The organism is Paenirhizobium cremeum (assembly GCF_047553425.1).
GTDB classification, from domain to species: domain Bacteria; phylum Pseudomonadota; class Alphaproteobacteria; order Rhizobiales; family Rhizobiaceae; genus Allorhizobium; species Allorhizobium cremeum.
Genome location: NZ_CP180217.1, coordinates 248,464 through 275,009 on the forward strand (window position 1 = coordinate 248,464; position 26,546 = coordinate 275,009).

The 26,546-nt window shown below is 61.9% G+C and carries 28 protein-coding genes; 18 read left to right on the forward strand and 10 right to left on the reverse strand.

Features of this window, described 5'->3' with window-relative positions; translation table 11 throughout:
* The first annotated feature begins 64 nt into the window (after nucleotides 1-64).
* Nucleotides 65-1,666, forward strand: coding sequence for a GumC family protein (locus ACLBKR_RS01205; protein ID WP_162757775.1), 1,602 nt, complete (start codon nucleotides 65-67; stop codon nucleotides 1,664-1,666).
* Nucleotides 1,667-1,674: 8 nt separating this feature from the next.
* Here ACLBKR_RS01205 and ACLBKR_RS01210 read toward each other — a convergent pair whose 3' ends face one another.
* Complete coding sequence (locus tag ACLBKR_RS01210; RefSeq protein ID WP_113448198.1) at nucleotides 1,675-2,628, reverse strand: glycosyltransferase family 2 protein; 954 nt, start codon at nucleotides 2,626-2,628, stop codon at nucleotides 1,675-1,677.
* Nucleotides 2,629-2,865: 237 nt separating this feature from the next.
* Between ACLBKR_RS01210 and ACLBKR_RS01215 the strand changes: the two genes are divergently transcribed.
* Entirely contained in the window at nucleotides 2,866-3,978 is a 1,113-nt protein-coding gene (locus ACLBKR_RS01215) for a polysaccharide deacetylase family protein (RefSeq protein ID WP_113448197.1), read from the forward strand.
* A 100-nt stretch (nucleotides 3,979-4,078) separates the two neighbouring features.
* The gene (locus ACLBKR_RS01220; RefSeq protein ID WP_113448196.1) at nucleotides 4,079-4,327 is read left to right on the forward strand and encodes a hypothetical protein; all 249 of its coding nucleotides are present in this window, start codon (nucleotides 4,079-4,081) and stop codon (nucleotides 4,325-4,327) included.
* A gap of 10 nt (nucleotides 4,328-4,337) precedes the next feature.
* Here the strand turns inward: ACLBKR_RS01220 and ACLBKR_RS01225 are convergent, their stop codons facing one another.
* On the reverse strand, nucleotides 4,338-4,619 hold the full coding sequence (locus ACLBKR_RS01225; RefSeq protein WP_113425349.1) for a BON domain-containing protein: 282 nt from the start codon (nucleotides 4,617-4,619) through the stop codon (nucleotides 4,338-4,340).
* Between the two features lie 265 nt (nucleotides 4,620-4,884).
* Between ACLBKR_RS01225 and ACLBKR_RS01230 the strand changes: the two genes are divergently transcribed.
* On the forward strand, nucleotides 4,885-6,576 hold the full coding sequence (locus tag ACLBKR_RS01230) for a sensor histidine kinase (RefSeq protein ID WP_113448195.1): 1,692 nt from the start codon (nucleotides 4,885-4,887) through the stop codon (nucleotides 6,574-6,576).
* On the opposite strand, the gene ACLBKR_RS01235 is transcribed toward ACLBKR_RS01230, so the two are convergent.
* The 8 genes from ACLBKR_RS01235 to ACLBKR_RS01270 all read right to left on the reverse strand — a co-directional run bounded on the left by ACLBKR_RS01235 (nucleotide 6,571) and on the right by ACLBKR_RS01270 (nucleotide 12,276).
* Complete coding sequence (locus ACLBKR_RS01235) at nucleotides 6,571-6,861, reverse strand: hypothetical protein (RefSeq protein WP_112831225.1); 291 nt, start codon at nucleotides 6,859-6,861, stop codon at nucleotides 6,571-6,573. The two genes, ACLBKR_RS01230 and ACLBKR_RS01235, sit on opposite strands and share 6 nt — an antisense overlap.
* Before the next feature lie 156 nt (nucleotides 6,862-7,017).
* Nucleotides 7,018-7,722: an ABC transporter ATP-binding protein gene (locus ACLBKR_RS01240; RefSeq protein ID WP_113340471.1), complete on the reverse strand. Its 705-nt coding sequence runs from the start codon at nucleotides 7,720-7,722 to the stop codon at nucleotides 7,018-7,020.
* Nucleotides 7,719-8,876 (reverse strand): ABC transporter permease, encoded by a 1,158-nt coding sequence (locus ACLBKR_RS01245; RefSeq protein WP_113448194.1) that lies wholly within the window; start codon nucleotides 8,874-8,876, stop codon nucleotides 7,719-7,721. Before ACLBKR_RS01245 ends, ACLBKR_RS01240 begins: the two co-directional genes overlap by 4 nt.
* Nucleotides 8,873-9,982 (reverse strand): efflux RND transporter periplasmic adaptor subunit, encoded by a 1,110-nt coding sequence (locus ACLBKR_RS01250; RefSeq protein WP_162757774.1) that lies wholly within the window; start codon nucleotides 9,980-9,982, stop codon nucleotides 8,873-8,875. Before ACLBKR_RS01250 ends, ACLBKR_RS01245 begins: the two co-directional genes overlap by 4 nt.
* A gap of 185 nt (nucleotides 9,983-10,167) precedes the next feature.
* The gene (locus ACLBKR_RS01255; RefSeq protein ID WP_113448192.1) at nucleotides 10,168-10,443 is read right to left on the reverse strand and encodes a cysteine rich repeat-containing protein; all 276 of its coding nucleotides are present in this window, start codon (nucleotides 10,441-10,443) and stop codon (nucleotides 10,168-10,170) included.
* A gap of 30 nt (nucleotides 10,444-10,473) precedes the next feature.
* Nucleotides 10,474-10,974 carry an SH3 domain-containing protein gene (locus ACLBKR_RS01260; protein ID WP_112831220.1) on the reverse strand — a complete coding sequence of 167 codons (501 nt, stop codon included), beginning with the start codon at nucleotides 10,972-10,974 and terminating at the stop codon, nucleotides 10,474-10,476.
* A gap of 1 nt (nucleotide 10,975) precedes the next feature.
* The gene (locus ACLBKR_RS01265; RefSeq protein ID WP_113448191.1) at nucleotides 10,976-11,872 is read right to left on the reverse strand and encodes a sterol desaturase family protein; all 897 of its coding nucleotides are present in this window, start codon (nucleotides 11,870-11,872) and stop codon (nucleotides 10,976-10,978) included.
* Between the two features lie 95 nt (nucleotides 11,873-11,967).
* The gene (locus ACLBKR_RS01270; protein ID WP_414900337.1) at nucleotides 11,968-12,276 is read right to left on the reverse strand and encodes a hypothetical protein; all 309 of its coding nucleotides are present in this window, start codon (nucleotides 12,274-12,276) and stop codon (nucleotides 11,968-11,970) included.
* Between the two features lie 213 nt (nucleotides 12,277-12,489).
* Here ACLBKR_RS01270 and ACLBKR_RS01275 point away from each other — a divergent pair, with 213 nt between their 5' ends.
* The 14 genes from ACLBKR_RS01275 (at nucleotide 12,490) to fliF (ending at nucleotide 26,271) form a co-directional block, all read left to right on the forward strand.
* On the forward strand, nucleotides 12,490-13,194 hold the full coding sequence (locus ACLBKR_RS01275) for a response regulator (RefSeq protein WP_112831217.1): 705 nt from the start codon (nucleotides 12,490-12,492) through the stop codon (nucleotides 13,192-13,194).
* A complete protein-coding gene (locus ACLBKR_RS01280) occupies nucleotides 13,194-14,573 on the forward strand; it encodes a sensor histidine kinase (RefSeq protein ID WP_414900339.1) in 1,380 nt (459 codons plus the stop codon). The genes ACLBKR_RS01275 and ACLBKR_RS01280 overlap by 1 nt, the downstream gene beginning before the upstream one ends.
* Nucleotides 14,574-14,710: 137 nt before the next feature.
* Entirely contained in the window at nucleotides 14,711-15,520 is an 810-nt protein-coding gene (locus ACLBKR_RS01285) for an inositol monophosphatase family protein (protein ID WP_113448189.1), read from the forward strand.
* Nucleotides 15,521-15,878: 358 nt separating this feature from the next.
* Nucleotides 15,879-17,528, forward strand: coding sequence for a globin-coupled sensor protein (locus ACLBKR_RS01290; RefSeq protein WP_414900342.1), 1,650 nt, complete (start codon nucleotides 15,879-15,881; stop codon nucleotides 17,526-17,528).
* Nucleotides 17,529-17,664: 136 nt separating this feature from the next.
* A complete protein-coding gene (locus ACLBKR_RS01295) occupies nucleotides 17,665-17,961 on the forward strand; it encodes an STAS domain-containing protein (protein ID WP_112831214.1) in 297 nt (98 codons plus the stop codon).
* The gene (cheY1, locus tag ACLBKR_RS01300; RefSeq protein ID WP_099056616.1) at nucleotides 17,961-18,326 is read left to right on the forward strand and encodes a chemotaxis response regulator CheY1; all 366 of its coding nucleotides are present in this window, start codon (nucleotides 17,961-17,963) and stop codon (nucleotides 18,324-18,326) included. The genes ACLBKR_RS01295 and cheY1 overlap by 1 nt, the downstream gene beginning before the upstream one ends.
* Nucleotides 18,327-18,342: 16 nt before the next feature.
* Nucleotides 18,343-20,640, forward strand: a complete 2,298-nt coding sequence (locus ACLBKR_RS01305; protein WP_414900345.1) for a chemotaxis protein CheA — start codon at nucleotides 18,343-18,345, stop codon at nucleotides 20,638-20,640.
* Nucleotides 20,641-20,671: 31 nt separating this feature from the next.
* Nucleotides 20,672-21,139: a chemotaxis protein CheW gene (locus tag ACLBKR_RS01310; protein ID WP_112831212.1), complete on the forward strand. Its 468-nt coding sequence runs from the start codon at nucleotides 20,672-20,674 to the stop codon at nucleotides 21,137-21,139.
* Entirely contained in the window at nucleotides 21,136-22,041 is a 906-nt protein-coding gene (gene cheR / locus ACLBKR_RS01315; protein WP_112831211.1) for a protein-glutamate O-methyltransferase CheR, read from the forward strand. The genes ACLBKR_RS01310 and cheR overlap by 4 nt, the downstream gene beginning before the upstream one ends.
* Entirely contained in the window at nucleotides 22,041-23,090 is a 1,050-nt protein-coding gene (gene cheB, locus ACLBKR_RS01320) for a protein-glutamate O-methylesterase CheB (protein ID WP_113486086.1), read from the forward strand. Before cheR ends, cheB begins: the two co-directional genes overlap by 1 nt.
* Nucleotides 23,090-23,479 carry a response regulator gene (locus ACLBKR_RS01325; protein WP_099056621.1) on the forward strand — a complete coding sequence of 130 codons (390 nt, stop codon included), beginning with the start codon at nucleotides 23,090-23,092 and terminating at the stop codon, nucleotides 23,477-23,479. Before cheB ends, ACLBKR_RS01325 begins: the two co-directional genes overlap by 1 nt.
* Nucleotides 23,476-24,030: a chemoreceptor glutamine deamidase CheD gene (gene cheD / locus ACLBKR_RS01330; RefSeq protein WP_112831209.1), complete on the forward strand. Its 555-nt coding sequence runs from the start codon at nucleotides 23,476-23,478 to the stop codon at nucleotides 24,028-24,030. Before ACLBKR_RS01325 ends, cheD begins: the two co-directional genes overlap by 4 nt.
* A gap of 14 nt (nucleotides 24,031-24,044) precedes the next feature.
* Nucleotides 24,045-24,431 (forward strand): chemotaxis protein CheT, encoded by a 387-nt coding sequence (gene cheT, locus ACLBKR_RS01335; protein WP_112831208.1) that lies wholly within the window; start codon nucleotides 24,045-24,047, stop codon nucleotides 24,429-24,431.
* A gap of 154 nt (nucleotides 24,432-24,585) precedes the next feature.
* Nucleotides 24,586-26,271: a flagellar basal-body MS-ring/collar protein FliF gene (gene fliF, locus ACLBKR_RS01340; protein ID WP_162708365.1), complete on the forward strand. Its 1,686-nt coding sequence runs from the start codon at nucleotides 24,586-24,588 to the stop codon at nucleotides 26,269-26,271.
* Nucleotides 26,272-26,546: the final 275 nt, after the last annotated feature.

Sequence of the window (26,546 nt, forward strand, 5' to 3'; positions counted from 1 at the left end):
GCAACCAGTTCGATGAAGAGTGTGACCTGAGAGTATGGCCGGCCCCAGAACCGAATATCGGCACATGATCGATCGTTCCGCGCATTCGGATGGCGGGGTGAATGTCAGCCTGCGCCGTTATCTGGCTACACCAGGAGAAAAGGCGCAGTCCGCTGAAACCAGGCCCGATACGCGCCGGAGCGCGGAAAGCAGCGGTCGGATTGCGAAGGAGCGCGCCGGTTTCCAGGCGCAGGATGACGCCGCTGCGCGCAAAGCGCCGAAGGCGCTTGCAAAGGCACATGGACCGCGAATGGCCGCCGGGTTCGTGGAGCCTGAGACCGCAGCCGAAACCGGTCCGCTCGTCGTCGACCTCCAATTTGTCCTTGCCGCAGCCTGGAAGCGGCGCAATGCCATTCTCGCCGGTGCGGTGGTCTGCGGCCTTGTCGGCGCCGCCATGACAACCCTGATTTCGAAGAACTACAGTGCTGCGGTCACCCTTTATTTCGATCCGCAGAAACTCGCCATCGAACTCGTGGACGGCGAGAAGTCGACGTCGCCGGAAGTGCTGAATGCCACCATCGACAGCCAGACGCGCATCATCACCTCCTCGACAGTGCTGGAAAATGTCGCGAAAAATCTGAAACTTGCGACGGATCCGGAATTCGTGGGCAGGCCCTCCGGAGATGCGGCGGCAGACATGAATACGGTCGTCGCCAACCTGCAGAAGCATGTTGAGGTCTCCCGTCAGGAAGGCACCTACATCTTCCAGATCAAGGTGAAGACCAATGCGCCCGGCAAATCGGCGGAAATCGCCAATGCCCTGGTCGCAGCTTATCTTAACGACACCCGGCTGAACGCCGAAAACAGCTATGGCAGCGTCAATGCCGGGCTTGTCAGCCGTCTGACGGATCTCCGGCAAGCCGTCATAGCTGCGGAGGCCGAGGTTCGGGACTATACATCGAAGAACGATCTCTATGCTGTCGGTGGCGATCTGATTGCGGACAAGCGTCTCCAGTCTCTCGACGATCTGCTGGTTTCGGCGCAGCATAAGAGCATCACCGCGAAGGCCCAGCTCGATACGGTATCGAAGCTCGATATCAACAACGTCCTGATCGGCGATACCGGAAGCGAAACCGGCAGTTCGAGGACGCTCGCAGACCTCAGGAACCAGTATGCGAGCCTCTCCGCCAATGTCAGCAGCCTGACGGAACGATTGGGGCCGCGGCATCCGCAATTGCAGGCGGCCAAGGCATCGCTCGAAGATGTTAAGCGGCAGATCCGTTCCGAACTGGAGCGCATGGTCGTCGCAGCGCGCAACGCTTATCAATCCGCCCAGAAGGAGGAGGCGGACCTCGTCAAGGAGATGAACGTCCAGAAAGCTTCCCAGGCCACCAATTCGAGTGCCCTCATCGAACTCAGCGAACTGGAACGAAAGGCGAAGGCGGCGCGTGACATCTACGAGGCGGTGCTGAAGCGCAGCGAGGAGACTTCCGCCCAAAAGAGCCTTTACGAAAGCAATGTGCGCATCGTCGCCCAGGCCGTCCCGCCGCAGGCGCCGGATGGCCCGAGCCGCAAGGCACTGCTCATTGCCGGCGTGTTCGGCGGCGGTGTTCTAGGCTTCGGGCTGGGTGTCATGGCGGCGGTGGCATACGCCCTCTATGTCCGGATCAGGCGCCGTTCGGTCTGATCGTCGCGTCAGCCTTTCGAGCGCAGGGCCTGCGGCAGCAGGTTCTGGCCGATCCGCTCGAAGATCCGCTTGCGGACGAGCGGCTCGTTGGCGAAGAGCTTGGCCATCTTGGCAAATTCCCGCTTGACCCTGGCCCTGTGAAAAGCAGCGATGGCCGCTTCGCGTTGCAGCACGGCGATGCGTTTGGCAAAGCCGCTGTTTTCTTCCGGCGAAAGCTCTTTCCTGATCCGTTGCCAGAGTTCCGCAAGCGCGTGGATCAGGGGTTCGGTATCGGCGGTGCTGCGCGAATAGGGGGAGGCTGCTCGGCTGACGAGACCGACGGGTGTGGCATAGACATAGAGTGCTTCGTCGATGAACATCGCCCGGCCGCCATGGGCCATGAATTCCAGGTTGAGGATCAGGTCCTCGCCGACGCGAACGTTTTCGCGGTAGCATAGGCCGTGGTCGACGAGGAACTGCCTGCGGATCAGCGGTTGCAGATATCCGAAATCATGGGTGTCGGGTGCGCTCGGCAGAACGAAGTCGATGAGATGCAGACGGCGATCCTCGATCTTTTCATAGATCGGACCGGTCTCGATGCCGGCGGCGACGTCGTAGCCCATGATGTTGTCGGCAATGAAATCGGCCTCGCCCGCATGGGCAAGCAGGCGTTCCAGACGGTTGGGTTTCCACCAGTCGTCGGAATCGAGCAATCCGATCCATGCGCCGCGCGCCGCCTTGAACCCGATATTGCGCGCTGCTGATGGGCCGCCGTTCTTCTCGCAACGGATCACCCGCACGCGCTCATCCTGACCGTAGGCTTCGCACACGAAGTCGGCCGTACCGTCGGATGAAGCGTCGTCGACCACCACGACCTCCACCGGCACGCCCTGTTGCCGGAGCGCGCTATCGATCGCCGTGCGGACGCAATCCCGCGTATTGTAGGTAGGAATGACGACGGAAACCGTCGGATGGTCGGTCATGGAGAGCGTTCCGCCTGATTCCTTTCTGCTCTGTCCCACTAATGCAGCCGTGTATATTTCGATTTTATGAATGATATGTTCGACTTCTTGCAAGGTCGCAACAAAGCTTCTCCACGAATGCCGCCGCTCGCAGTGCAGCAAAGGAAAAGTTCAGGCTTTCCTCACGAAATTTCAACATTGCTTCGGCTAGTGTCCTGACCTGTCGAATTCTTGCAGCTCTGTTCGAAGGCCGAGCGAATGTCCTATTTTGTCCGAAACCTGCGCCGCTTCGCCGGCGAGCTTCTGGAAGACCCCGCTCGTGTTCCGGCCAAGGTTTCCACGGCTTTGAAGGTGAAGTTGAAGTCCGGCCTCGAGGAAGCGCTCGGCGCCTCGGCAGTCGGAGACCGCCTGGCCGCGCGTTACCGCGGACGCGGCCTCGTGCTGATGTTTCATGAAATCCACGACGATGTCGAAGGCAATTTGCGCATGGGGTGCAGCCCGGAACAACTCCGGAGAGTTCTTGCGGCGTTGAAATCGGAAGGCCGGGATATCGTCACGCCGGACGAAGCTTTGGCGCGTCTTGCCGATCCGCAGGCGAAGGAATTCGCGGTCCTGACCTTTGACGATGGTTATCGCGACAATCGCATCCGGGCGCTGCCCATCCTGGAAGAATTCGGCGCGCCGATGACCATGTTCGTGCCCACCGGCATGGTGACGCGCGAGGTCTATGCCTGGTGGCTCGGGCTGCGCGCGCTTTTGCAGCGCCATGACGAGGTGGAGATAGAGCCGATGGCGCGCCGCTTTCGCCTCGCCGACGCCCCGTCCAGGAATGCGGCTCTGCGCCAGATCACGCTGTGGATCGGCACCGATCGCATCCGGGCGGAGGCCCTGAAGCCGACCTTCGATCGTCACGGGCTGTCGCTTCCCGAACTGGTCGCCGAAGTTGCCATGGATGAACGCGAGTTGAAGGACTTCGCCACCCATCCGCTTGTCACCATCGGCGGGCACACCACCTCACACACATTTCTTGCCGGCCTGGACGATGCTGCGGCCTATAAGGACATAGCCGACAACAAGGTCTATCTGGAAAGTCTTCTGGGGGGGGAGGTCCGCCATTTCGCCTATCCTTACGGAACGGAAGGCGCCTGTGGCGAACGGGAAGCCGCCTATGTCCTGGCTGCGGGGTTCGCGACCGGATTTACCACGCGTTCCGGCCAGCTTTTTCCCGCTCATCTTGCCACATCTTCTCTGCTGCCGCGCGAGGACGCGGGGTTCGCCTACATGACGCCGGCCCAGATGGGGAGCCGATTGAACGGCATGCGCCGGGCGCTGGTCACGCATTTTGCCGATCCGGTGGCGGGTTTGCGCTAGGCGCGCAATCTCCTTCGGGATGGCCCCGGCGATCGAAAAAAACCATCGAAAGGGGAACCTTTGGCTCTCTCCCGCGTTTGGGCGACCGGGAGGAAACCAAATGTCCGAAATATTCTGCGATATCGTTCCCCATCAGGCGGGATGGGTCTTCGTGAGCAAAGGTGCGCAATCCCCCGCTTATCCCTGCTATCACATGGCCGTCGAGGCAGCGCTTCAACAGGCGGCCGACGCGGCTTCGGGAAGCCGCGATTTCGTCCTGCGCCGACAGGATCTAAAGGGGCGGATGCACCGGATCGCCGATGAAAACGAGGCCGATCCGCGGCTGGAAGAAGTCGGTATTGCCCATTGAAGCCCGAGTCTCATCGCGTGATGCTCTCTGCAACATTTAAATCGACGTGAACCTTTTCTACGCCTGGGACAGCCATTGCTATTTCGACCGCGCGGTCCACTTCGGCCGGCCAGAGAACGTTGCCGCTGAGGGAGACCTGGCCGCCCTTTGCGGTCACGCTGACATCGCTTGCGTCAATGCCGTAGGCCGTGGCGAGCGCATTCGCGACAGCGCTTTCCAATCGCTCGTGATTCGGGTTCTCGCTTTCGATTTCCGGCTCTTGCTCGTGGAATTTCGGGGGTTTGAATACCATGTCTGCCTCCCTTTCGCCCTGTCGGCTCCGGCAAGCCTCCGGATGAATTTCGCGGTCTTTTCCGATGTTTGGTCAGGGCTTTTGCATTTTTCGAAAGGTCCAACGCCCGAGGCGGAGGCTTTGTTCCTGCCCCATATTTGTGGCGGTTGGCAGCACGGGGAACGTGCGTTATCACTGCATGGTTGGCGTCAGTGGCGGGAGGCGTTATGATGTGCGTTAAGCGGCGTGGTCTGTACCGCGGTTTCAGCATGGCTTTGCCGAAACGATGAACAGGCTTTCCAGGCTTTTTCCCACAGCTTCGCTGAGTGTTTATCTGGTTGCCATGGCCGTGTTGTCCACGGTGCCGCTGCTGGCATTTGTGGTTTTCCTGCTGACCGAACTGGAGCGCAACGAATACAACGCGCTGAAGCGCGAAGTCGCCCTCGATGCGCAGACCATCGCCGGCAATTTCGAGCGCAAGCTCGAGGACATGGCGACCACCCTTCGGCTGCTCTCAAGAGCGTCTGAACTGAAGGCGGGAGATCTGGCCGCATTTCATGCCCGCACTTCCGACAGCCTGGGCGTGGGATCGCTCTACGTCCTGCTCGTCAATGCCGATGGTGCTCAGAAGCTCAATACCCGGGTGCCCTACGGTACTCCGCTGGCCAAGACTTCGAATGTCGAGGCGGTCCGCTCGGCTATCGCCGCCGGTCACCCGCTGGTTTCCGGCATTTTCTTTGGCGCCACGGCCAAACAGTGGGTCTTCAACGTCACCATGCCGCTGCCGGCCGAGCTCTCGGCAATCGCCGATGTGATCGTTCTGACGCAGAATGCCGGCGATCTCGCCAGCATGACAGCGACGGACGGCCTGCCGAACGGCTGGTCCGCCGCCTTGCTGGATGCGGACGGCAAGGTGATCGTCTCCAGCGGGCCGGACAACATTCCTTCGGCACAGCCATTCCCGGAACCGATGTTGAGGCTGATGACCGGGAGCAATTCGAGCGCCGTCCTCAGGGAAGGCGAAGCAAGGACGATGCTGGGCTATGCGCGTGTCGGTGAATGGTCGTGGCGGGTGGCCGTCTGGGGCCCGGTTTCGGCGGCGCAGACTTCCATCGTCAGTACATGGCGCCAGCTCATCATGGGCAGCGTCGTACTCCTGGGGATCAGTCTCGGCATCGTGCTGATTGCCGGCCAGCAGCTTCGCCGCTCCATCCGCCAGATCGCCCGCATGGCGGAACGCATCGGTCATGGCGAGATTGTCTCGCCGGAGATCACCAAGGTGAAGGAGGCGAACCAGGTTTCGATCGCCCTCTCCAATGCTTCTTTCGATCGGGCGCAGGCCGAGGAGCGTGTTCACTTCATCCTGCAGGAACTGGTTCACCGGACGAAGAACATCCTCTCGCTTGTTCAGGCGATGATGCGCCAACTCGCCCGCAACACCGATAACGTCGAGGAATTCCAGAAGGCGGTAAGCAGCCGGCTGGCCGGCCTCGCCCAGTCGATCGAGGCGTTGGCGAAGCAGGAATGGGGCGGTATCCCCATCGCAACGGTCATCAAGCTGCAGCTGGCCACGGTAACGGGCGACAGCGCACGGATAGAATTGCGCGGCGAGGACTTCCTGGCCAACGCCAACGCGGTCCAGAATCTCGGTCTGGTCTTTCACGAGCTTGCCACCAACTCGGTAAAATATGGTGCACTCTCCGTCCCCGAAGGACATATCGTCGTTCAATGGGAACGATTTGCGGATGAAAACGAAGAGGTCGGCTTGCGGTTCCGATGGAGTGAAAGCGGCGGTCCGCCAGTCGTCCGCCCATCGCGTCGCGGTTTCGGCACGACGGTCATCGAGCGTCATGCGGCATCGGCCTTCGGCGGCAAGGTGACGATCGATTTCGATGAGAAGGGATTGCGGTGGACGCTGACGGCGCCGTTTGCTGCCTTTCAAAGCAAGCGCGGCCTGTCCGACCATTCGGGATCATGACGGGCCGCTCTGGGCCCTCATCCGCGCCAGCGCTGCGGCCCGTTCCCGGGCTGTGATAAGGATCTCGCGGATTTCCTCGCTCTTTTCCGCGCCTGACGCATAACCGGCCGATGGAGTGAGGCCGGGGTCCTCGGCGCCATCGCGCGTCAGCACCTCCTGCTCCAGTGAGCGGACCATTTCCGTCAGCGCCTCGGGCGCCATCATCGCTGCCGCCAATAGCGACACCAGAATTTCCCGGTGGGCGTTCAATCTGCCTTCGATTGCCTGATGTACCAGTTCTGCCATCGTTCCATCTCCATTCCCGTTGCCGCCCGCAATGAAGGCCGAAGGGCAACGGGCGGAGGCGCCAAAAGTTTCAAGTCGGAATCGGGCCGGTGACAAGAGTGCTCCTTTCCGGAGCAGGACTCCAGTCGGTCGGAAAGGGAGATCGGGTCGGAAGTTCTATCGCGCCGGTCGGCACTCCTCGCCGACGATCCGGCCGTCGGCAAGTTCCACTGTCCGGTCGAACAGGTCGAGCGAACGGGGATCATGGGTCACGACCGCCACGCCGGCGCCCCGTTCGTCTGCGATGCGGCGGAAAAGCGAGATCACCTGTCGCCCGCGCACGCTGTCGAGGGCAGCGGTCGGTTCGTCGGCAAGAAGCAGTGCCGGTTCGTTGGCGATTGCCCGGGCAATCGCCACACGCTGTTGCTCGCCGCCCGAAAGTCGGGACGGGAGGTTATCGACGCGGTGACCGAGATCGAGCGCGGCAAGCAGTCGGGTCGAATGAAGATGGGCTGCCCGTGCCGGAACGTCGTCGATTTCGAGCGCCAGCGCGACGTTCTCCACAGCCGACAGAAAGGGAATGAGATTGGCTTTCTGGAAGACAAAGCCGATGTTGCCGCGGCGAAAATTGCGCAACTGGTCGAGTTGTGCATCCGGATGCGAAACGAGTGCGCCGTTGATCCGAACCTCGCCCTGGCTCGGCGGCTCCAGAAGGCCGGCAATGAGCAGCAGCGTGCTCTTGCCGGAGCCGCTCGGGCCGAGAATGCCGACCACCTCGCCTGGCGCGATATCGAGTGACACGCCGTCCAGTGCCCTAACCTCCGTGTCGCCGCTCTGGTAGATGCGGGTCGCATTCCTGACGCTCAGGACCGGCGGTGTCACGAGAGCACCTCCTGCGCACGGACTTTCATGGCCCGGGAAATGCCGAAAAGGCCCGCCGAACCGCAGATCACCGCCACGGCGGCAAAGAGCAGCGCCAGATCGGCCGGGGCCATGACCACGGTCCGGGGAAAGGCGGGAAAGATCACATGCGCCATGCCAAGTCCGAAGGCGAAGCCGCCGATACCGATGGCGAAGGCCTGGTCGGCGATCATCGATACGATTACCCGGTTGCGGGCGCCGATCAGCTTCAGCATGGCGATCTGATGCAGTTTCTCGATCGTCAGCGTGTAGATAATCATCGAGATCACCAGCGCCATGACGACCAGCAGGACCGCGGTGAAGGCGAGGATCTGCACCCGAAGCCGCCAGAGCCGCTGGTTGAGCAGCAGGTCCCGCTGCTCCGCCCGGCTCAGCACATTGACGTCGCCCCAGCCGAGGATGGCCTTGCGCACGGCCTCGATGTCGGCGTTCGGCTGCAAGCTCGCCATCACGGCTGCGATCTTGCCGTCCTTGCGCAACGGGTCGTCGGCCGTTGTGACCGCTCCGGTATTCGCTGCACGGGAAAGCAGGATTTCCTCGCTCGTTCTTTCCGCCGCGATATCCATGGCGTCGGCGACGGTGACGAAAAGCAGGCCGTCGCCGCTCGCATCCACCATGCCGTGGGTCAGGCCGACGACGCGGTAATCGTCCCTGCCCAGCCGGACCGTCTGGCCCAGCAAGAGCCCGGTACTTTCGTCCGCCACGATTTCATAGTGAGCCGACGACAATGGCCGTCCCGCCGAGTAACGCAGCCAGTCGCCCTTGTCATCGGGGAAGTCCAGGCCGGTGACGGCTGCCCGAAGGGCTTTGCCGTTTGCGGAGAATTGCTGGCTGTATTGGACAAAGCGGCGGACGGAACCGATGCCCGCGACGCCGGCCACGCGGCGGTCCATGGTCGATGAGACGCTCGACGCTTCTGCGAACGGGCCGTCCCGCCCGCCCTGTACGATCCAGAGGTCTGCGCCGATCCCGTCGATCACCAGCAGGGCGTCGGCAACGATGCCCCGGTAAAGGCCGATCATGCCGATCGAGGCGGTGACCAGGAAGCCGACGCCGAAGATTGTCATCAGGAAGCGCAGCAGGTTGAAACGGATATCTTTGAGGGCGAGGTTCATGAAAAACCCTTCGGACTGATGCGCATGCCGCGATAGACCCCGTGAGGGGCGCTGATGACCTCGTCTCCGGCCGCGAGCCCGGAGAGAATTTCGATGCGGTCTTCCGAGGCGCCGCCGAGCGTCACGCGGGCGAATTTCGCCCTGCCGCTCTCGATGTGCCAGACGCCGGGAAAGCCCGCGTCCCAGACGATGGCGGACAGGGGCAGCGAGATGACGTCGGAAAGCACGCCGGTTGTCACCACCGCTGTCCCCCGCCGACCGATCGCCCAGGCATCCGGCAGGCTCTCCGGCTTGATGTCCACGGTGAATTCACGCGTTTCCTCGTCGACTTCGCGAGACAGGCGATAGACCGTCGCCGGCAGCGCCGGTTCCGTTCCGGTGGAAAAGCCGATCCGTGCCTTCTGGCCCGGCTTCACCAACTGGATGGCATTCTCGTCGAAACGAGCGGTGACCACGATAGTCCCGGGATCGACGAGTGTGACGATCGGCGCCCCCGGCGTAGTCATGTCGCCGGCATTTTGCTGGCGAACGGTGACGATGCCGTCGAACGGGGCGATGATCCGCGTTTCCGCAAGCTTGGCCTGGTTCAGGCGGACATTGGCCTCGGCTGCCCGCAAGTCCGCTTCCGCTTGGGCGATCACGGCATTGGCGCGTGTGACATCGGCCTGCGCCTGCCGGAAGGTGGCAAGGGCGCCGTCATAGCTCGCCTGCGTCGTCGTCCCCGCCCGGATCAGCGCTTCCTGGCGGTCGAACGATTTGCGGGCATTCTGCAGTGCTGTTTCCGACTGGCTGAGTTGCGACCGGGAAACCTCGATTGCGCGGCGCGCGGCATCGACCGAGGCCTCTGCCGAGGCAAGCTGGCTTTCCAGATCATCGGACGCGATATCGGCGATCAACTCGCCTTTGTGCACCATGTCGTTGCGATCGACATGGACGGCGACCAGCAGACCCTGGATGCGGCTGCTCACATTGACGCTGTCGAGGGCGGAAAACGTGCCGGGACCTTTCAGCGTCAGTTCGAGCGGTCCGGATGCCGCTGTCACGATCTCCATGGAATGCGTCACGCCATAGCGATAGGAGAGAAAGACACCGCCAAGCAGTATCATCGCCAGTCCGGCGAACAGCAGCCTCCGCCCCGGCCGGGAGGGCCGGGACGGAGGGCGGCGTGGGGTGAGCGAGGTCGGTGCTGGGGAGCCGGCTGGCGGCGCCTCTCCCCTTGTCGCGTGCTCGGGCCTTCCGGGCACGGGCTCAACCTCGCTTCGCCGCAGCTTTATGTCGGGAATGCTGGCCATTACTGCATGCTGACTTCGGTGAGGGCCGTTCGGCATGAGTCGCTGAGAGAGGTTTCATGCTCCTTCAGGCACATGGCGATCCTGCCGCCGCCATATTCGATACCCTTGCAGTATTGCTGGATGTCCGGCTTGCAGACGCGGGCGACCTTGTACGCCTTGGCGCGCATTTCAGGCGTCACCTGTGTCTGGGCCGACGCTCCGAAAGCCAGGAGGACGCCGCCGAGAAAAACGCCCGCGGAGGCGACTTGCAGAATGCGGTGGAAGGGAAGGGTCATGTCTTTTCCTTTCGTTGCTGCAAATGGTGGTTATGGATTGAAGATGATGCTGCCGGAGCGGGTGTTGCCGCGCGGTCCGGTGACGGATCGGTTTACCGAGCAGCCGTCCCAGCATGGGCCGCGTGGCCGAACGACGGGAGGGCGATAGTAGGCGGGTCCGCGGCGATACCAGGGATAGGCGTGATAATGCGTGTGCCAGTAGACCTCCGAATAGGTGATGACGGGGATGGCGACGCGAGGCGCTATGACCGGCGTCACGACCACTTTGGTTCCGCCATAGGTCACGGTGATGTAGCTGGCCGAGACCCAGCCGCGTGCGCCGGCATAGCCAATGTCACACCATGTGTAACCGGCAAGGCAGCCGAATGTCGCGACGGGGCTGCCTGCGGGTACAACGCGAACGACCGGATAGGCCGTGCCGGGACCTGCGCGCAGGTTGACGTTGGCGGTGGCAACCGACGCCGTTGCTGCATGGGCCGCGGCCGCCAGCGGGATGAAGGCAAGGGATAAGAAAAAAGCCTTGAGTTTCATGTCATTCTCCTGGTGACTGCATAGGAACGGAAGCGGACGATTTCGGTGGGACCGGCGACGGAGGCGCGGCGCGCACTGGGCCGAACAGGACCTTCAGCTTGCCGGCGATGGTCGGGGCTGCCAGCGCGTCCTCGATCAGCGAAAGCCATTCTGTGAAGGCGATGACCAGCGGATTGTGGGAGGTCTCGCGACCGCGCAGCCCGTAGTGCAGGATTTCATCCGGCCGTGCGGCGGCGAAGGTGCCGAACAGCCGATCGAAGACGATGAGCATTCCGCCGAAATTTTTGTCGAGGCAGGATTCGTTCGAGGCGTGATGCACACGATGATGGGCGGGCGTGTTCAGCATCCATTCCAGCGGTCCAAGTGTCGGTACCAGTTCGGTATGAATGAAGAACTGGTAGAACAGGTTGGCAGCCAGCATGCCGGCGATCGCCAACGGATGAAAGCCGACGAGCGCGAGCGGCAGGAAGAACAGGAAATTGCCCGAGATCGATCCCGTCCAGCCGATGCGAATGGAGGAGGTGAGGTTCATGCGCCGTGCGGAATGGTGGACGGCATGGGTCGCCCAGAGCCAGCGGATATGATGCGCGGCGCGATGCTGCCAGTAGTAGAGAAACTCGGTTCCGATGAAGAGCGCGGCAAAGCCAAGCGGCTTGCGGGCATCGATGTCGAAGAGACGGTACTGGTATAGCAGCGCAAAGGGAACGGCGACGAAACCCGCTTCCATCCCGCGGATCAGCCCATGGCCGATCGCCACGCCGAATGAAGCGGCGGTGTCGGCGGCATCGTGGCTGTCATGATGCGCCAGACGGCCGAGCAGGTATTCCATGAGCATGAAACTGCAGGCGAGCAGGGCGATCATGCCGCGCGGCGCCATGTCGGTCAGGGCGGAAAACATCTAAACGACCTCGGTCGGTGAAATGGAACCCGGCGGCAGGCGCAGGGGGCTGGAGAATAGACCCGCCGCCGGGCATCGCGGGCGTCAGTGAGGAGTCACCACGTCACCTGGCCGCTGCGATTGATGGTGCCGCCATACGGGCCTGTCGTGGTGCGTGAACCGGTGCAGGATTGGCTGGCGGGGTCACAGGCAACAGAGCCGCTGCGCGTGGCCGTATTGCCGTAGGGGCCGGTGCGCGTTACGGAACGGGAGCAGGAATTGTTGGCGCAGCTGCCGCTGGCGCTGAGCGAAGAGGTTCCGCGCCAGGTCGTGGTCGTGCGGTTACGGGTCCAGGCGTTGGCCTCTGAAACCGCAGCGATCGTCACTATTGCTGCCATCAGGGCGGTCGTGACTTGCTTCATCATGGGCTGTCCTCGTGTCGAGATGTGGTTTGCTTTCATCATTCTGTGATGACGATGCCGATCCTGAAGCCGTCGTGTATCCGCTGTATTGTCTCCGTGTTTCGAGTTGTTTCGCTTTGTCGCCGCTTTGTTGCAATTTGTATCGGCCGCCTCGAAGCGCTTGATTGCAAACGGTCTTCGCCTCATGTTTGGAGCGTTTTCCAGGGACATGACGACATGCAGACCATCCTTATCGTCGACGACGACACCGACATCCGCCGCCTGGTGGGAGACATTCTGCGCCGCGAAGGCTATGAGACCGAGCAGGCGGAAGATGCGAAGGAACTCGATCTCGTGATGCGCCGGACGCCGGTCGATCTCATCGTGCTCGATCTGATGCTTCCGGGGGAGGACGGGCTCAGCATCTGCCGTCGCATCCGGGCGCAGGAAAACACGCCGATCCTGATGCTGACCGCCAAGGGTGACGAGACCGACCGGGTGGTGGGGCTCGAGATCGGTGCTGACGACTATCTCGCCAAGCCCTTCGGCCCGCGTGAATTGGTGGCCCGGGTGCGTGCCCTTCTGCGCCGCGCAAGCCAGCAGCCGCGTGTCGCGCCATCCCGCCGCTTCGCCTTCGACCGCTTTCTCGTCGACCTCGATGCCCGTATTCTTGCAAACGACGACGGGGAAGTGGTGGCGCTGACCAGCAGCGAGTTCGATTTGCTCGCTTGTTTCGTGTCGCGACCGCGCCGCGTGCTGTCGCGTGACCAGATCCTCGACTGGACCCATGGCCGCACTGCCGATCCCTTCGACAGGACGGTGGACATCCTTGTATCGCGCCTGCGCAAGAAGCTGGAGGCCGTAAGCCCGGCATCGGGCCTCATCACCACCGTTCGCAACAACGGCTACCTGCTGACGGCGCAGGTCCGGCAGGTGCCGTGATGTTGCGCATCGGTCTTTCCGTCCGCCTCGTCGCCATTGCCGGAATAGCCCTGCTGCTGATGTGGCTGGCGCTTCTGTCGTCCTTCTACCTGTCCAATGGTTTGAAATCGGCAGCAAGTCTTCCTTCTGCCAGCCAGATCTCCGCCATTGCCCGCATGGTTCGGGGGGCCGGACCCGAAGAGTTGCCTCTCGTTCTGCAGGCATTGAATTCCGCCATACTGACCGTTCATGTCGAGCCGGATCTCGCGGGTTCGCAGGCGGGGCTTGAAGACGGCGTTTTGTCCGAACCTCGGTTTGCGCCCTACAGGCAGGCACTCGGCGAGGATCTTCTAGCCATAACGCGCCTGTCTCGAAGCGGCGAACGCTCGCCTTTACCGCGGTTTTTTGGCGGGCCGGGCAATCCGGTGGAGTTTGCCATCGCCCTGAAGGGGTCGGAAGTCCTTGTCATCCAGACGCGGACGCCTTTCCTTGTTGCTGTCTTCGGCCTGCCGGCAGGCCTGGGAGCCGGTCTGGTCGGAACCCTCGTTGCGTTGGCAGCCTTCGTCCTGCTTAATCACGAGCTGCGCCCCCTGCGTCGACTGGCTGCTGCCGTGGATCGCATCGATCCGGCATCCGAACCGGTGCCGATTCCGGATGTCCGCTTTGTTGCACCCGAGACCCGTTCGCTCATTCACGCCTTCGAGCGGTTGCAGACGCGCCTGCATGCGATGATCCGGGCACGCTTCGCGCTGATCGGCGGCGTGCAGCACGACGTGCGCAGTTTCGCTACCCGCCTGCGGCTGAGGGCGGAGCAAATACCCGACGATGCCGAGCGCGAACGGGCCATAGCCGATATCGCCGACATGATCGCGCTGCTCGACAATGCGCTTCTGGCCGGCCGCGCCGGAGCCGGCGGTCTTGATGAAGAACTGCTCGAATTCGCGTCGATCGTCGAGGCGGAAGTGCAGGATGGCGCCGGAACCGCGCCCCGCGGCAGCTTGCGAATTTCCCCTGCAGCTCGTGATGCACTCGTCCTCGGAGACAGGCTCGCCTTGCGCCGCATCGTGTCCAATCTCGTCGACAATGCCGTGAAATATGGGGGCCTCGCCCGTGTCTCCCTCGATGTCGATGGCGCCTTCGTTTCTCTGATCGTGGACGATAACGGTCCGGGCATTCCCGCTGCCGAACGGGAAGTTTTGTTTGAACCTTTCGTCCGGCTGGAACCATCCCGAGCCCGCAAGACGGGCGGAGCAGGGCTTGGCCTTGCCGTCGTGCGTACGCTTGTGGAAGCCCAGGGCGGGCAGATCGGCGTCGGCGAAGCCGAAGGCGGAGGGGCGCGCTTCACGGTTCGCCTGCCGCTCTTTAGTGCGGGGGATTCACGTTCGTTTTTCCGCAGTTAGGCGTGGCTTGACACGGCGGGCTGTCGTTTTCCCCGTTGGTTATCATTCAGTCGTCAAGAAGGCGTCCTATTCAGCCCGGGAAAGAAAGATGGTTCCAGGCGTTACGCCATGAAACCGCAACGAGAAGGCTGATCCCGATGCACACGACCGAAGACGATGCACGCTACGACTTTGCCCATGCCTTGACGCTGGAGGCGGGAGAACTGGCGCTCGCCCATTTCCGCAATCTGGAAGCGCTGCAGGTCGAGGAGAAGAAGAGCGGCCAGGACGTCGTCAGCATTGCCGACCGCGAGGTCGAGGACCTGATCCGCAGTCGTATAGCCGCCGCTTTTCCCGATGACGGATTTCTCGGCGAGGAAACCGGCCTGACCGACGGCAAAAGCGGCTATCGCTGGGTGGTCGACCCCATCGACGGTACGAGTTGTTTCCTGCATGGTTACCGGGAATGGTGCGTTTCCGTGGCGTTGATGAAAGGTGACGAGACCGTTGCCGGTTTCGTCTGCCAGCCGACGGTCGATGAGTTCTTTACCGCCCGAAAGGGAGCGGGCGCCTTCCTCAACGGCAAGCCGATCAAGGTCGATGCGAGGGCGACGATCGCCAACGCATTGCTTGGTCTCGGCGCGAATGTCCGCATCCCCGCCCGCTCCGTCAGCTGTTTTGTCGAAGTGTTGCTGGAGGCCGGTGGCATGTTTATCCGCAGCGGCTCGGGCGCATTGATGTTGACTCATGTCGCCTGCGGTCGCCTTGCCGGTTACTACGAACCGCATATCAATGCATGGGACTGCCTTGCCGCGCTTTGTCTGATCCGCGAGGCAGGCGGCTGGACGGCGGATTTCCCCGGATCGAACGACCTGATGGCAGGTGCGAAGGTGGTCGCTTCCGCTCCACAGATGCGCGGTGAACTGGAGGCCTTGATCGAGTTTGCCGCAAGTCGCGCATCCCTCTGAGATGACGTGCGGCACGTGCCAGGCGCTTCCAACGCCTTTTGCAGTGCAAAAAAGATTAGAAATGACGCTGCGTTAAGGGATTTATTAACCTTCGGGCAAGGAATTAACCATAAAGATTGAAGGACACGTCGGAGAGGGACTCCCGCCAGGGGCGTTTCCGTCGGGCATGACGCCATCCCGTCGTACCGGTTTCGGTCCGGTATGAAAAGCATTGAGACACGTCCGGGGTAAGCCTTCGCTGAAAGCGATACCGTCTGCCGCATCTTCCGATGCCGCTGTAACGCGTATCAGCACATTCGATGACAGACCCGGAAATGAACTGGCCGGCCCTTGCGGGCGGCCCGCAACGGGGATGGCAGTGGGGCAGGTTTCGCCGTCAGATCGGCCGGCAGGTACACAGGCAGGCAGCCTGCGCGACCGGCTGCGTTTTGCCGGCCTCGACGACAGTCTCTGCGATCTTCTCCGCCAGCACCGCCATGTGCTCGAACCCAGCCTCAAGATGGGGCTTCGCGATCTTTTCCAGCGTCTTCAGACCTTTCCTGATGCGGCTCGCAACTTCGCCAGCGAGCGGCAGTTCGAGCGGCTGCACGACCTGCTTGCCTCCCACTGGGAGGTACTCACCGACTCCCGCTTCGATGCCCTTTATGCCGAACGGGTCAAGGTGCTTTCCGATACCGAAAGCCGCATGGGTCTTGATCCGCGCTGGCATGTCGCCGGCCACGGCGTCGTGCTGGAGCATCTGCTCGGCGCGGTTATGCAGGATCTCGCCGGACGCAGCCTTTTACCCGCCGGCCGCAAGAAGGCCCGTGACATTGCAGATCTGGTCGGCGCCATCGTCCGCCTGGTGATGGTCGATGTCGAGATTGCCGTTTCGCTGCGCTTCAACGAACTGCGCGTCAGGCATCATCGGGAACTTGCCGCCCAGCGCGAGAAGGATCGTGCAGCCTTCGAGGAAGTCTTTGCACCCGTCATCGACGCCCTTGCCGAGCGGGACCTGACCGTTCGTATTCCCGAGGGTTTTCCGGAAGCCCAGGCGGGCCTCGCCGGCCGGATGAACGCCGCGCTCGACCAGTTGCAACAGGCCTTTCTGGTCTCCGAGGAAAAGGCGCGTCTGGCCGAGATGTCGGCGTCCGAATTCGCCTCGTCAGCCGAGGATTTTTCCGGCCGGGCCGGCAATCAGTCGGAAAGACTGGCGGATACCGCCCGTGTTCTGGATGCGCTGACGGCTGGTGTTCGCGAAAATGCCGATAAGACGAAGGCCGCGGAAGAGAGCGTCGCGCTTACCCGCAACTCGGTTGAGGCGAGCGGCAATGTTGCCGGTCAGGCGATTTCGGCCATGTCCGACATCGAGGCTTCGGCGGAACAGATCGGCCATATCATCGGCGCCATCGACGACATCGCGTTCCAGACCAATCTTCTCGCGCTCAATGCCGGGATCGAGGCTGCGCGCGCCGGTGACAGCGGACGTGGCTTTGCTGTCGTCGCACAGGAAGTTCGTGCTCTTGCTCAGCGCTCGGCGGATGCCGCGCGCGAGATCAAGACCCTTGTCGCCACCACCAAGGCCCAGGTCGAAGCCGGTGTCGACATGGTTGCGCGTACCCAGGAGGCGATCGGCGCCATCGTCAGCCAGGTTGGCGGCATCAGCGGCGTCGTATCGGATATCGCCCGCGAAACCGCGAGCCAAGCGACGGGTCTGGAGACGGTCGCCGGCGCCGTTTCCGCCCTTGGCACGGAAGCTGCCGAAAATGCCGAGCGCGCGCGCCGCTCCTGTGAGGGCACGGATCGGCTGCACACCGTCATCCTCGAACTCGGCCGCACGATCCGCGAATTCCATATCGAGCGACAGGGCAGGGCGCCGAAGGCCGCCCGCCCCGAGATCCAGATCGCCGGGTCGGCAACATCCGCCAAGACTGCGGAAACGCAGCGGCCGCTTGCCGCCGTTCCGGAGGAACTGACGTTCGACGACGGTTTTGATTTCCCGATCGGGATCGCAGGGCTTGGAGGTTGAGGGGATTGTTTACCACCTTCGGGTACACAGGAAATATCGGGCGGGCTATGCGACCTGCGGAGCGACGGAAGAACGCATCGTCGCGCGGCAGGCAATCCCATGATGTCCGGCGGCTCGTAAGACAAGGAAAGAACTGATGGCAAGCAAGAAAGGCGAACAGAAGAGTCTGAAACTGTCCGCGGTGCTGGATCTGAACGAAGCCTCCGGCCTTCGGGATAACCTGATGTCCCTGCGTGGCGGTGCGCTGGCGATCGATGCTTCGGGCGTCGAGCGTGTCGGTGCGCAGTGCGTGCAGATCCTCATGGCCGGTGCAAAGGCATGGGAGGCCGACAAGCAGCCCTTCTCGTTCGTGAAGGTCTCCGACGCCTTCACCAAGACACTTCAACTGATTGGCGTGAACATTGATCATCTGCTCGCTAAGGAGAGCCGGTAATGAAGAAAAAAGTACTCACCGTGGATGACTCCAGAACCATCCGAAACATGCTGCTGGTGACCCTCAACAATGCAGGCTTTGAAACCATCCAGGCAGAAGACGGCGTGGAAGGCCTCGAGGTTCTCGAGGAAGCCAATCCCGACGTGATCGTCACCGATATCAACATGCCGCGCCTCGATGGCTTCGGCTTTATCGAAGGCGTTCGCCGCAACGAGAAATACCGTGCCGTTCCGATTCTGGTTCTCACCACGGAAAGCGACGCGGAAAAGAAGAACCGCGCTCGTCAGGCGGGCGCGACCGGCTGGATCGTCAAGCCTTTCGATCCGACCAAACTGATCGATGCCATCGAGCGTGTAACCGCCTAAGCCGGGATTTTCTCCTATGGATATGAACGAAATCAAAGAGATCTTTTTCCAGGAATGCGAGGAGCAACTCGCGGAACTGGAATCCGGTCTTCTGAAAATGAATGACGGGGATCGCGACCCGGAGACGGTAAACGCCGTTTTCCGTGCCGTTCACTCGATCAAGGGCGGTGCGGGCGCATTCGGTCTGGACGACCTCGTGTCCTTCGCGCACGTCTTTGAAACGACTCTTGATTGCGTTCGTTCCAACAAGCTGGAGCCCGGCCCGGAAGTCATGAAGGTCATGCTCAAGTCGGCCGACGTCCTGGCCGACCTGGTCAGCGCCTCCCGCGACGGCGGCAGCGTCGATGCCGCCCGTTCGAGCGGCCTCGTCAAGGAACTGGAAGCCCTGGCGAACGGCGAAGTACCGGTCGCCTCCGCTCCGGCGGCTGCAGCCCCCAAGCCCGCGGCGAAAGCCGCCCCCAAGGCTGCTGCTGCGCCGGCCGCCCCCGCTGCCGCTCCCACGGACGACAGCGGCTTCCAGCCGATCCCCTTCACCTTCGACGGCTTCGGCGAAGAGGAAGAGCCCGCGATCGTGGCTTCCACCTTCGATGTCACCTTCAAGCCGCGTCGCGAACTCTATTCCAAGGGCAACGAAGCTGCACTGCTGCTGCGCGATCTCTCCCGCATCGGGGAGATGAGCATCCATTGCGCGATGGACGACTTGCCGTCCCTCGACGATATGGATCCGGAAGCCGCGTACTTCTCCTGGAAAATCCAGATCAAGACGGACAAGGGCGAGGAGGGCATCCGCCAGGTCTTCGAATTCGCCGAATGGGATTGCGATCTCGAGGTCAAGCTGCATGAGGCCGACACGGGCGCTGCCACCGGAGAAGAACTGCCGATGGTTCCGGTCCCGTTCGATCTCTCCATCCTCGACGATGCCGCCGAGGCGCGCGAGAGCGCGGAAGAACAACAGGCCGACGCCGGTGCCGTGGTCTCGGCTGCCGTCGAGGCGGCCGAAACGGCAAGCAACGTGATGAAGCTTGCCGCCGGCGGGGCCAAGGCCGAAAAGAAGGAAACGCCTGCTGCCGCTGCGGCCGCAGCCGCCGCGCAGAACGCCCAGAACAATGCCGCAGGACAGACGATCCGCGTCGACCTCGACCGCGTCGATCGCCTTATCAACCTTGTCGGCGAGCTCGTCATCAACCAGGCGATGCTGTCTCAGAGCGTTATTGAGAACGACAACAACGGCGCCTCCTCGATCAACATGGGCCTCGAAGAGCTGCAGCAGCTCACCCGCGAGATCCAGGACTCGGTCATGGCGATCCGCGCGCAGCCGGTGAAGCCCGTCTTCCAGCGCATGTCGCGTATCGTTCGCGAAGTCGCCGACATGGTCGGCAAGTCGATCCGCCTCGTTACCGAGGGTGAAAACACCGAAGTGGACAAGACGGTCATCGACAAGCTCGCCGAGCCGCTGACCCACATGATCCGCAACGCCGTCGACCATGGTATCGAAACGCCCGAAAAGCGTGTCGCCGCCGGCAAGAACCCCGAAGGTACGGTCAAGCTGACGGCCAAGCATCGTTCGGGCCGCATCGTCATCGAGCTGGTTGACGACGGTGCAGGCATCAACCGCGAACGCGTTCGCCAGAAGGCCATTGACAACGACCTGATCGCCGCCGATGCGAACCTGACCGACGAGGAAATCGACAACCTGATCTTCATGCCGGGCTTCTCCACGGCGGACAAGATCTCCGACATCTCCGGCCGCGGCGTGGGCATGGACGTGGTCAAGCGTTCGATCCAGGCGCTCGGTGGCCGCATCTCGATCAGCTCGAAGCCCGGCCACGGTTCGACCTTCACGATGAGTCTGCCGCTCACTCTCGCCGTCCTCGACGGCATGGTGGTGACCGTCGCCGGCCAGACGCTGGTGGTGCCGCTCACCGCAATCGTCGAGACGTTGCAGCCGGAAGCTCAAAACATCCATTCCTTCGGCGCCAACCAGCGGCTCATTTCGATCCGCAATTCGTTCTGCCCGCTCGTCGATGTCGGCCGCATCCTGAATTTCCGCGCAACCCAGGCCAATCCGATCGATGGCGTGGCTCTGCTGGTCGAATCCGAAGGCGGCGGCCAGCGGGCCCTCATGGTCGATGCGATCCAGGGGCAGCGCCAGGTGGTTATCAAGAGCCTCGAGGCAAACTACACCCACGTGCCGGGCATCGCGGCGGCGACCATCCTCGGTGACGGCCGTGTCGCGCTCATTCTCGACGTCGATGCGGTGGTGGCTGCCTCGCGCGGCCAGTCGCTGAAGCAGGAAATGTCGTTGGCGGTCTAAGGACGATTGAAGGGGGTATCGGGGTAGCGTCATGTCGTATGCGGCAAAGAACTTGATCCAGGGAAGCCGGGAGCTCATCGCCTTCCGCATCGGCGATCAGGAATTCTGCGTGAACATCATGTCGGTGCGTGAGATTCGCGGCTGGACGCCCGCGACGCCGCTACCCCATACCCCGTCCTATATCATGGGCGTGATTAACCTGCGTGGCGCGGTCCTGCCCATCATGGATCTGTCCAGCAGGCTTGGCATGAAGCCGGCCGAGCCGACGGCTCGCCATGTCATCATCGTTGCCCAGGTGCACTCGAAGATCGTCGGCCTGCTGGTCGATGCCGTTTCCGACATTCTGACCGTCACCGACGAGCAGATCCAGCCGACGCCGGAAGTCTCTTCCGACCTCGAAAAGCAGTATGCCCGTGGCATCCTGGCGATCGACAGGCGCATGATCTGTCTGGTCGAACTCGGTGCCCTCATCGTTGACACTGAAAGTGAGGCCGCATGACGGTTGCCGTCGGTTCTTCCGCCCGTCTCTCGGATGACGAGGTACTCGCAAGCGGCGAGTATCCGCTGACCCGGCGTGATCTGAACGAGATTGCCGCTATGATCTATTCGGATGCGGGGATTTCGCTCAACGATTCCAAGGCGTCGCTCGTCTATTCGCGGCTGTCGAAGCATATCCGCAATCTCGGCCTTTCCGGCTTCCGAGCCTACTGCAATCTCGTGGCATCGCCGGAAGGCGCCGCCGAGCGCCGCGAGATGCTGTCGCATCTGACGACGAACTTCACCCGGTTCTTCCGCGAGAACCACCACTTCGACCATCTGCGCACCGACGTGCTGCCGGATCTCGTCAACCGTGCCAGAGCTGGTGGCAGGGTTCGTATCTGGTCGGCGGCCTGTTCGGACGGGCAGGAGCCTTATTCGATCGCGCTGACCGTGCTGTCGCTGCTGCCCAATGCGGCGGATTACGATTTCAAGATCCTGGCGACCGACATCGACCCCAAGATCCTGGCGCTCGCCAAGGCCGGCTGTTACGACGAAACCGCATTGGAGACGGTCAGCCCGGCCATGCGCAAGCAGTGGTTCCGCGAGGTCGATATCAACGGTCGTCGCAAGTTCCAGATCGATGACCGGGTCAAGCGCCTGATTACCTTCAACGAGCTGAATCTCATGTCGCAGTGGCCGTTCAAGGGCCAGTTCGACGTCATCTTCTGCCGCAACGTGGTCATCTATTTCGACGAGCCGACCCAGATGCGCATCTGGTCGCGCTTCGCCGGTCTGCTGCCGGAAGGCGGCCATCTCTATATCGGTCATTCCGAGCGCGTGTCGGGCGAGGCGAAGAACAGCTTCGACAACATCGGTATCACCACCTATCGCTACACGGGCAAGGCAGGAGGGCGCAAATAATGGGCAATCCGGCAAGAGTCCTCGTCGTCGATGACAGCCCGACCATGCGTGGTCTGATTACCGCCGTACTGAATTCTGATCCGGAAGTGAGCGTCGTCGGTCAGGCTGGCGATGCCCTGGAGGCGCGCGCCGCCATCAAGCAGCTCAATCCCGATGTCGTTACTCTCGACATCGAGATGCCGAACATGAACGGCCTCGAATTCCTCGACAAGATCATGAAGCTGCGACCCATGCCGGTCATCATGGTCTCGACGATGACGCATCGCGGCGCGGAGGCGACCCTGGCCGCGCTTGAGATCGGTGCCTTCGATTGCGTCGGAAAGCCCGGACCGGGAGAGGCCCGTCCCTTCGGCGATCTGGCCGACAAGGTGAAGGCAGCCGCCCGTTCCGGACTGCGCTATGCCCGGGGAACGACGGCGCCGGCATCGGTCGCTGCAGCCCCCGCCACGGATTTCCGCGTCGGTCGCAAGATCGTTGCAATCGGTTCGTCGACCGGCGGGGTAGAGGCGCTGATTACGGTATTGCAGAAATTCCCGCGCAATTGCCCGCCGACGGTCATCACCCAGCACATGCCGCCGACGTTTACGAAAAGTTTCGCCGAGCGACTGAATCGTCTCTGCGCGCCTGTCGTGGAGGAGGCGACGGATGGGGCAAGGCTCGAAATCGGAAAGATCTATCTGGCGCCGGGGGGCGACCGCCATCTTCAGGTGGTCAACGCTTCGGCCCCTTGCTGCCGGCTGCTCGAGCGCCCGCCGGTCAATGGTCATCGCCCGTCGGTAGACGTGCTGTTTGATTCGGTTGCCGAGCTGGCGGGCCGAAATGCGGTTGGGGTTATCCTGACCGGGATGGGGCGCGACGGCGCTTCCGGTCTGCTGAAAATGCGCCACGCCGGTGCGCGCACGATCGGTCAGAACGAGAAGACCTGCGTGGTCTACGGGATGCCCCGCGTCGCCCATGAACTGGGCGCCGTCGAACAGCAATTGCCCCTTGGTTCCATTGGGGAGGAAATCCTCAAACTCACTGCCGCCCGAAAAGAAGGTATCGAATAATGTCTCTAGCCGAAAAGATAAAAGTACTGATCGTCGACGACCAGGTGACCAGTCGCCTGTTGCTCAGCGATGCCCTGACCCAGCTTGGTTTCAAGCAGATCACCGCAGCCGGTGATGGCGAGCAGGGCATGAAGATCATGGAGCAGCAGCCCCATCATCTCGTCATCTCCGACTTCAACATGCCGAAGATGGACGGCCTCAACTTCCTCCAGGCCGTACGCACCAACCCGACGACCAAGAAGGCGGCGTTCATCATCCTGACCGCCCAGGGCGACCGTGCACTCGTGCAGAAGGCCGCCCAGCTCGGCGCCAACAACGTACTCGCGAAGCCCTTCACCATCGAGAAGATGAAGGCCGCCATCGAAGCGGTATTCGGAGCATTGAAATGATCGAGGAGAATGCAGGCAAGCGCGTGCACATTATCCAGGGTGAGTTCAAGGTCATCAACGACCCGAATGTCGTCCTGTCGACCATTCTCGGGTCGTGCGTTGCTGCCTGCATGCGTGATCCCGTGGCCGGCGTGGGAGGAATGAATCATTTCCTGCTGCCGGGTTCTGCCACTCCTGGTGCCGGGGGCGGGGATGCGACGCGTTATGGCGTTCATCTCATGGAGCTCCTGATCAACGGTTTGCTGAAGCAGGGCGCGAGGCGCGATCGTCTCGAAGCCAAGATCTTCGGCGGCGCCAAGACCATCGCCACGTTTTCGAACGTGGGCGAGCAGAATGCTGCATTCGCAATGCAGTTCCTGAGGGACGAAGGCATCAAGGTGGTCGGCTCGTCGACGGGCGGAGAGCACGGCCGCAAACTGGAATACTGGCCGGTCAGCGGCCGGGCAAGACAGTATCCGCTCACGGGCGCAGAAACGCAGAAGACGGTGGCCCTCGAGCAGCGCCCTGTTCCTGTTTCGAAGCCGGTGGAAAGCTCAATCGAATTCTTTTAAGTACTGGAAACCGGATGCTACACGAAAACAAGACGGATGCTGCAACGGAAGAAGCTTTGCCCGAGATCCTCATGCGGGTGGTCTCGGAGCTTCACGACGTCGCCTATCTGATCGAACGTATCGAGCCGCAACTGCTGGAACTGGGCGGTGTGAAGGTTCTCGAGTCGCCCGATAGCCTGAAGGTGCTGCAGGGTATCGACTTGGCGGTACAGAAGACCCGCGGCCTCGCTGAATTCATCGACACCATCACCGGGACGATCCCGACGTCATGGATGGTGGACATGAGCACCGCGCTCAGCCTCGTCAAGCTTGCCGATATGCAGAAGGCGCTCGGCGCAGGTTTGCGCCATGGCCACTCCCAGCCGCTCAGCAAGGCTGCAGGAGATTTCGATTTCTTCTGAGGGCGGTTCGTCCTGAACCGTCTTTGCTCCGGCAGCATCGCTGAAAATCGGCCGGTATTTTCCCGAAACACGAAACGTTCGCACAAGTTTCGGTTTTTATTGTCGCACCAAGGCAAAAGCCCGCAAACCTTTCTTGTTGATGGTGCGAGACAGAATGAATCTGTTAAATCAATTACTTCAGACGTTCAAGAATCTGGCGTCGCTTGGACAGACCAAGCTTCTGGCCATGGCCGGCGTCGCCATCATATCTTTCGCACTCATCATTTCAGCCGCAATTTTCGTCAACAAGCCGGCATATGAGACCCTGTATGTCGGGCTCGAACCCACCGATCTCAACCAGATCAGCATAGCGCTTGCCGAATCAGGCATCGATTTCGAGACTGGCACCGACGGCAAGAGCGTCAAGGTACCCGCCGGAATGACCGGCAAGGCTCGCCTTTTGCTTGCCGAGCGCGGCCTTCCCAACAGCGCCAATGCCGGCTACGAACTGTTCGACAATGTCGGTTCGCTGGGTCTCACCTCCTTCATGCAGGAAGTGACCCGCGTGCGCGCGCTCGAAGGTGAAATTGGCCGGACCATCCAGCAGATCACCGGCATCGCCGCCGCCCGGGTCCATATCGTCCTTCCGGATGTCGGCAATTTCCGCCGTGGAGAGCAGAAGCCGACCGCCTCCGTCATGATTCGAGCGAGCAACGAAACCGGGCGTAAGGCGGCCTCGTCGATCCGGCATATGGTTGCCTCCGCTGTCCCCGGCCTCGATGTCGAGGACGTCACGATTCTGGATTCCACCGGCCAGCTTCTCGCCTCCGGCGACGATACCGGCGGGGCGGCAAACCGCTCGCTTGGAGTGGTGCAGTCCGTTCAGCAGGAAATCGAATCCAACATCGACAAGGCACTCGCGCCTTTCCTTGGAATGGACAACTTCCGCTCCAGCGTGACTGCCCAGCTCAACACCGATACCCAGCAGATCCAGGAAACCGTCTACGATCCCGAATCGCGCGTCGAGCGTTCGGTCCGCATCACCAAGGAAGCGCAGAAGTCGCAGTCGCGCCAGCAGGATAGCGCAGCGACAGTCGAGCAGAACGTGCCGCAGAGCGCTCCCGAGGGCGGCGCCGGCGGTCCCGAATCGTCCGACGAGGCGAACAAAAAGGAAGAGCAGACCAACTACGAGATCAACAGCAAGACCATCGCGACCGTCAAGAACAGCTATACGGTCGAGAAGCTCTCTGTTGCCGTGGTGGTCAACAAGGGTCGTATCGCCAAGATGGTCGGCGAGCCGGTCGATCAGGCGAAGATCGACGCCTATCTCGCCGAGATGCAGAAGATCGTGTCGTCCGCAGCCGGCCTCAATGCCGACCGGGGTGACGTCGTGACGCTGACGGCCATGGATTTCCTCGAGAACCAGCTGCTAGAAGAGTCGGCCTCCGGTCCCGGTGTCATGGAGATGCTGAGCCGTAATCTCGGTGGCATCATCAACTCGCTCGCCTTCGTCGCGGTAGCCTTCCTCATCGTCTGGATGGGCATCCGTCCAATGGTCCGCACGGCAAACGGTGGTGCAGCCGGTGTTGCCGGCGGCGCGGAACAGGCCGCCGGACTGGAGCTGCCGGACTTCTCGCCCGCAATCGGCGGGGCAGGGGCCGGCGCGCTCATGGATGGCTTCGGTGCCGACTTCGGCTTCGATTCGACAGACGATCTCCTCACGATGGAGGAAGATCCGAACGGCGGCTTCAACCGGCGTGTCAAGGAAGGCCCGGAACGGCGTCTGTCCCGCATGGTGGAGATCAGCGAGGAACGCGCCGCAAAGATCCTCCGCAAATGGGCTGTCGGCGAGGCTGCCTGATCGAAAACAGAAATCGCATGCAGGACGCGCCGGTTTTCGCCGGCGCGTTTTTTCATTCGTTTGTCCCCCATGGAGCCGCGGCTTCCACGGCTTCCTTCACAAGCCCGTGACGTTCTCCGGCAACGATGCCGTAAGTTGGGGACGTCTCCTTGCCAGGATGTGATCTTTGGCTCTTTATCTTTTAAAATGCCTATGATTCGTTAGCAGGAAAGGGGCGGAAGACACCGCTGTCGAGGCTGGAGCCTGACAACCCGTCAGGCGTTCCCAATCCACAT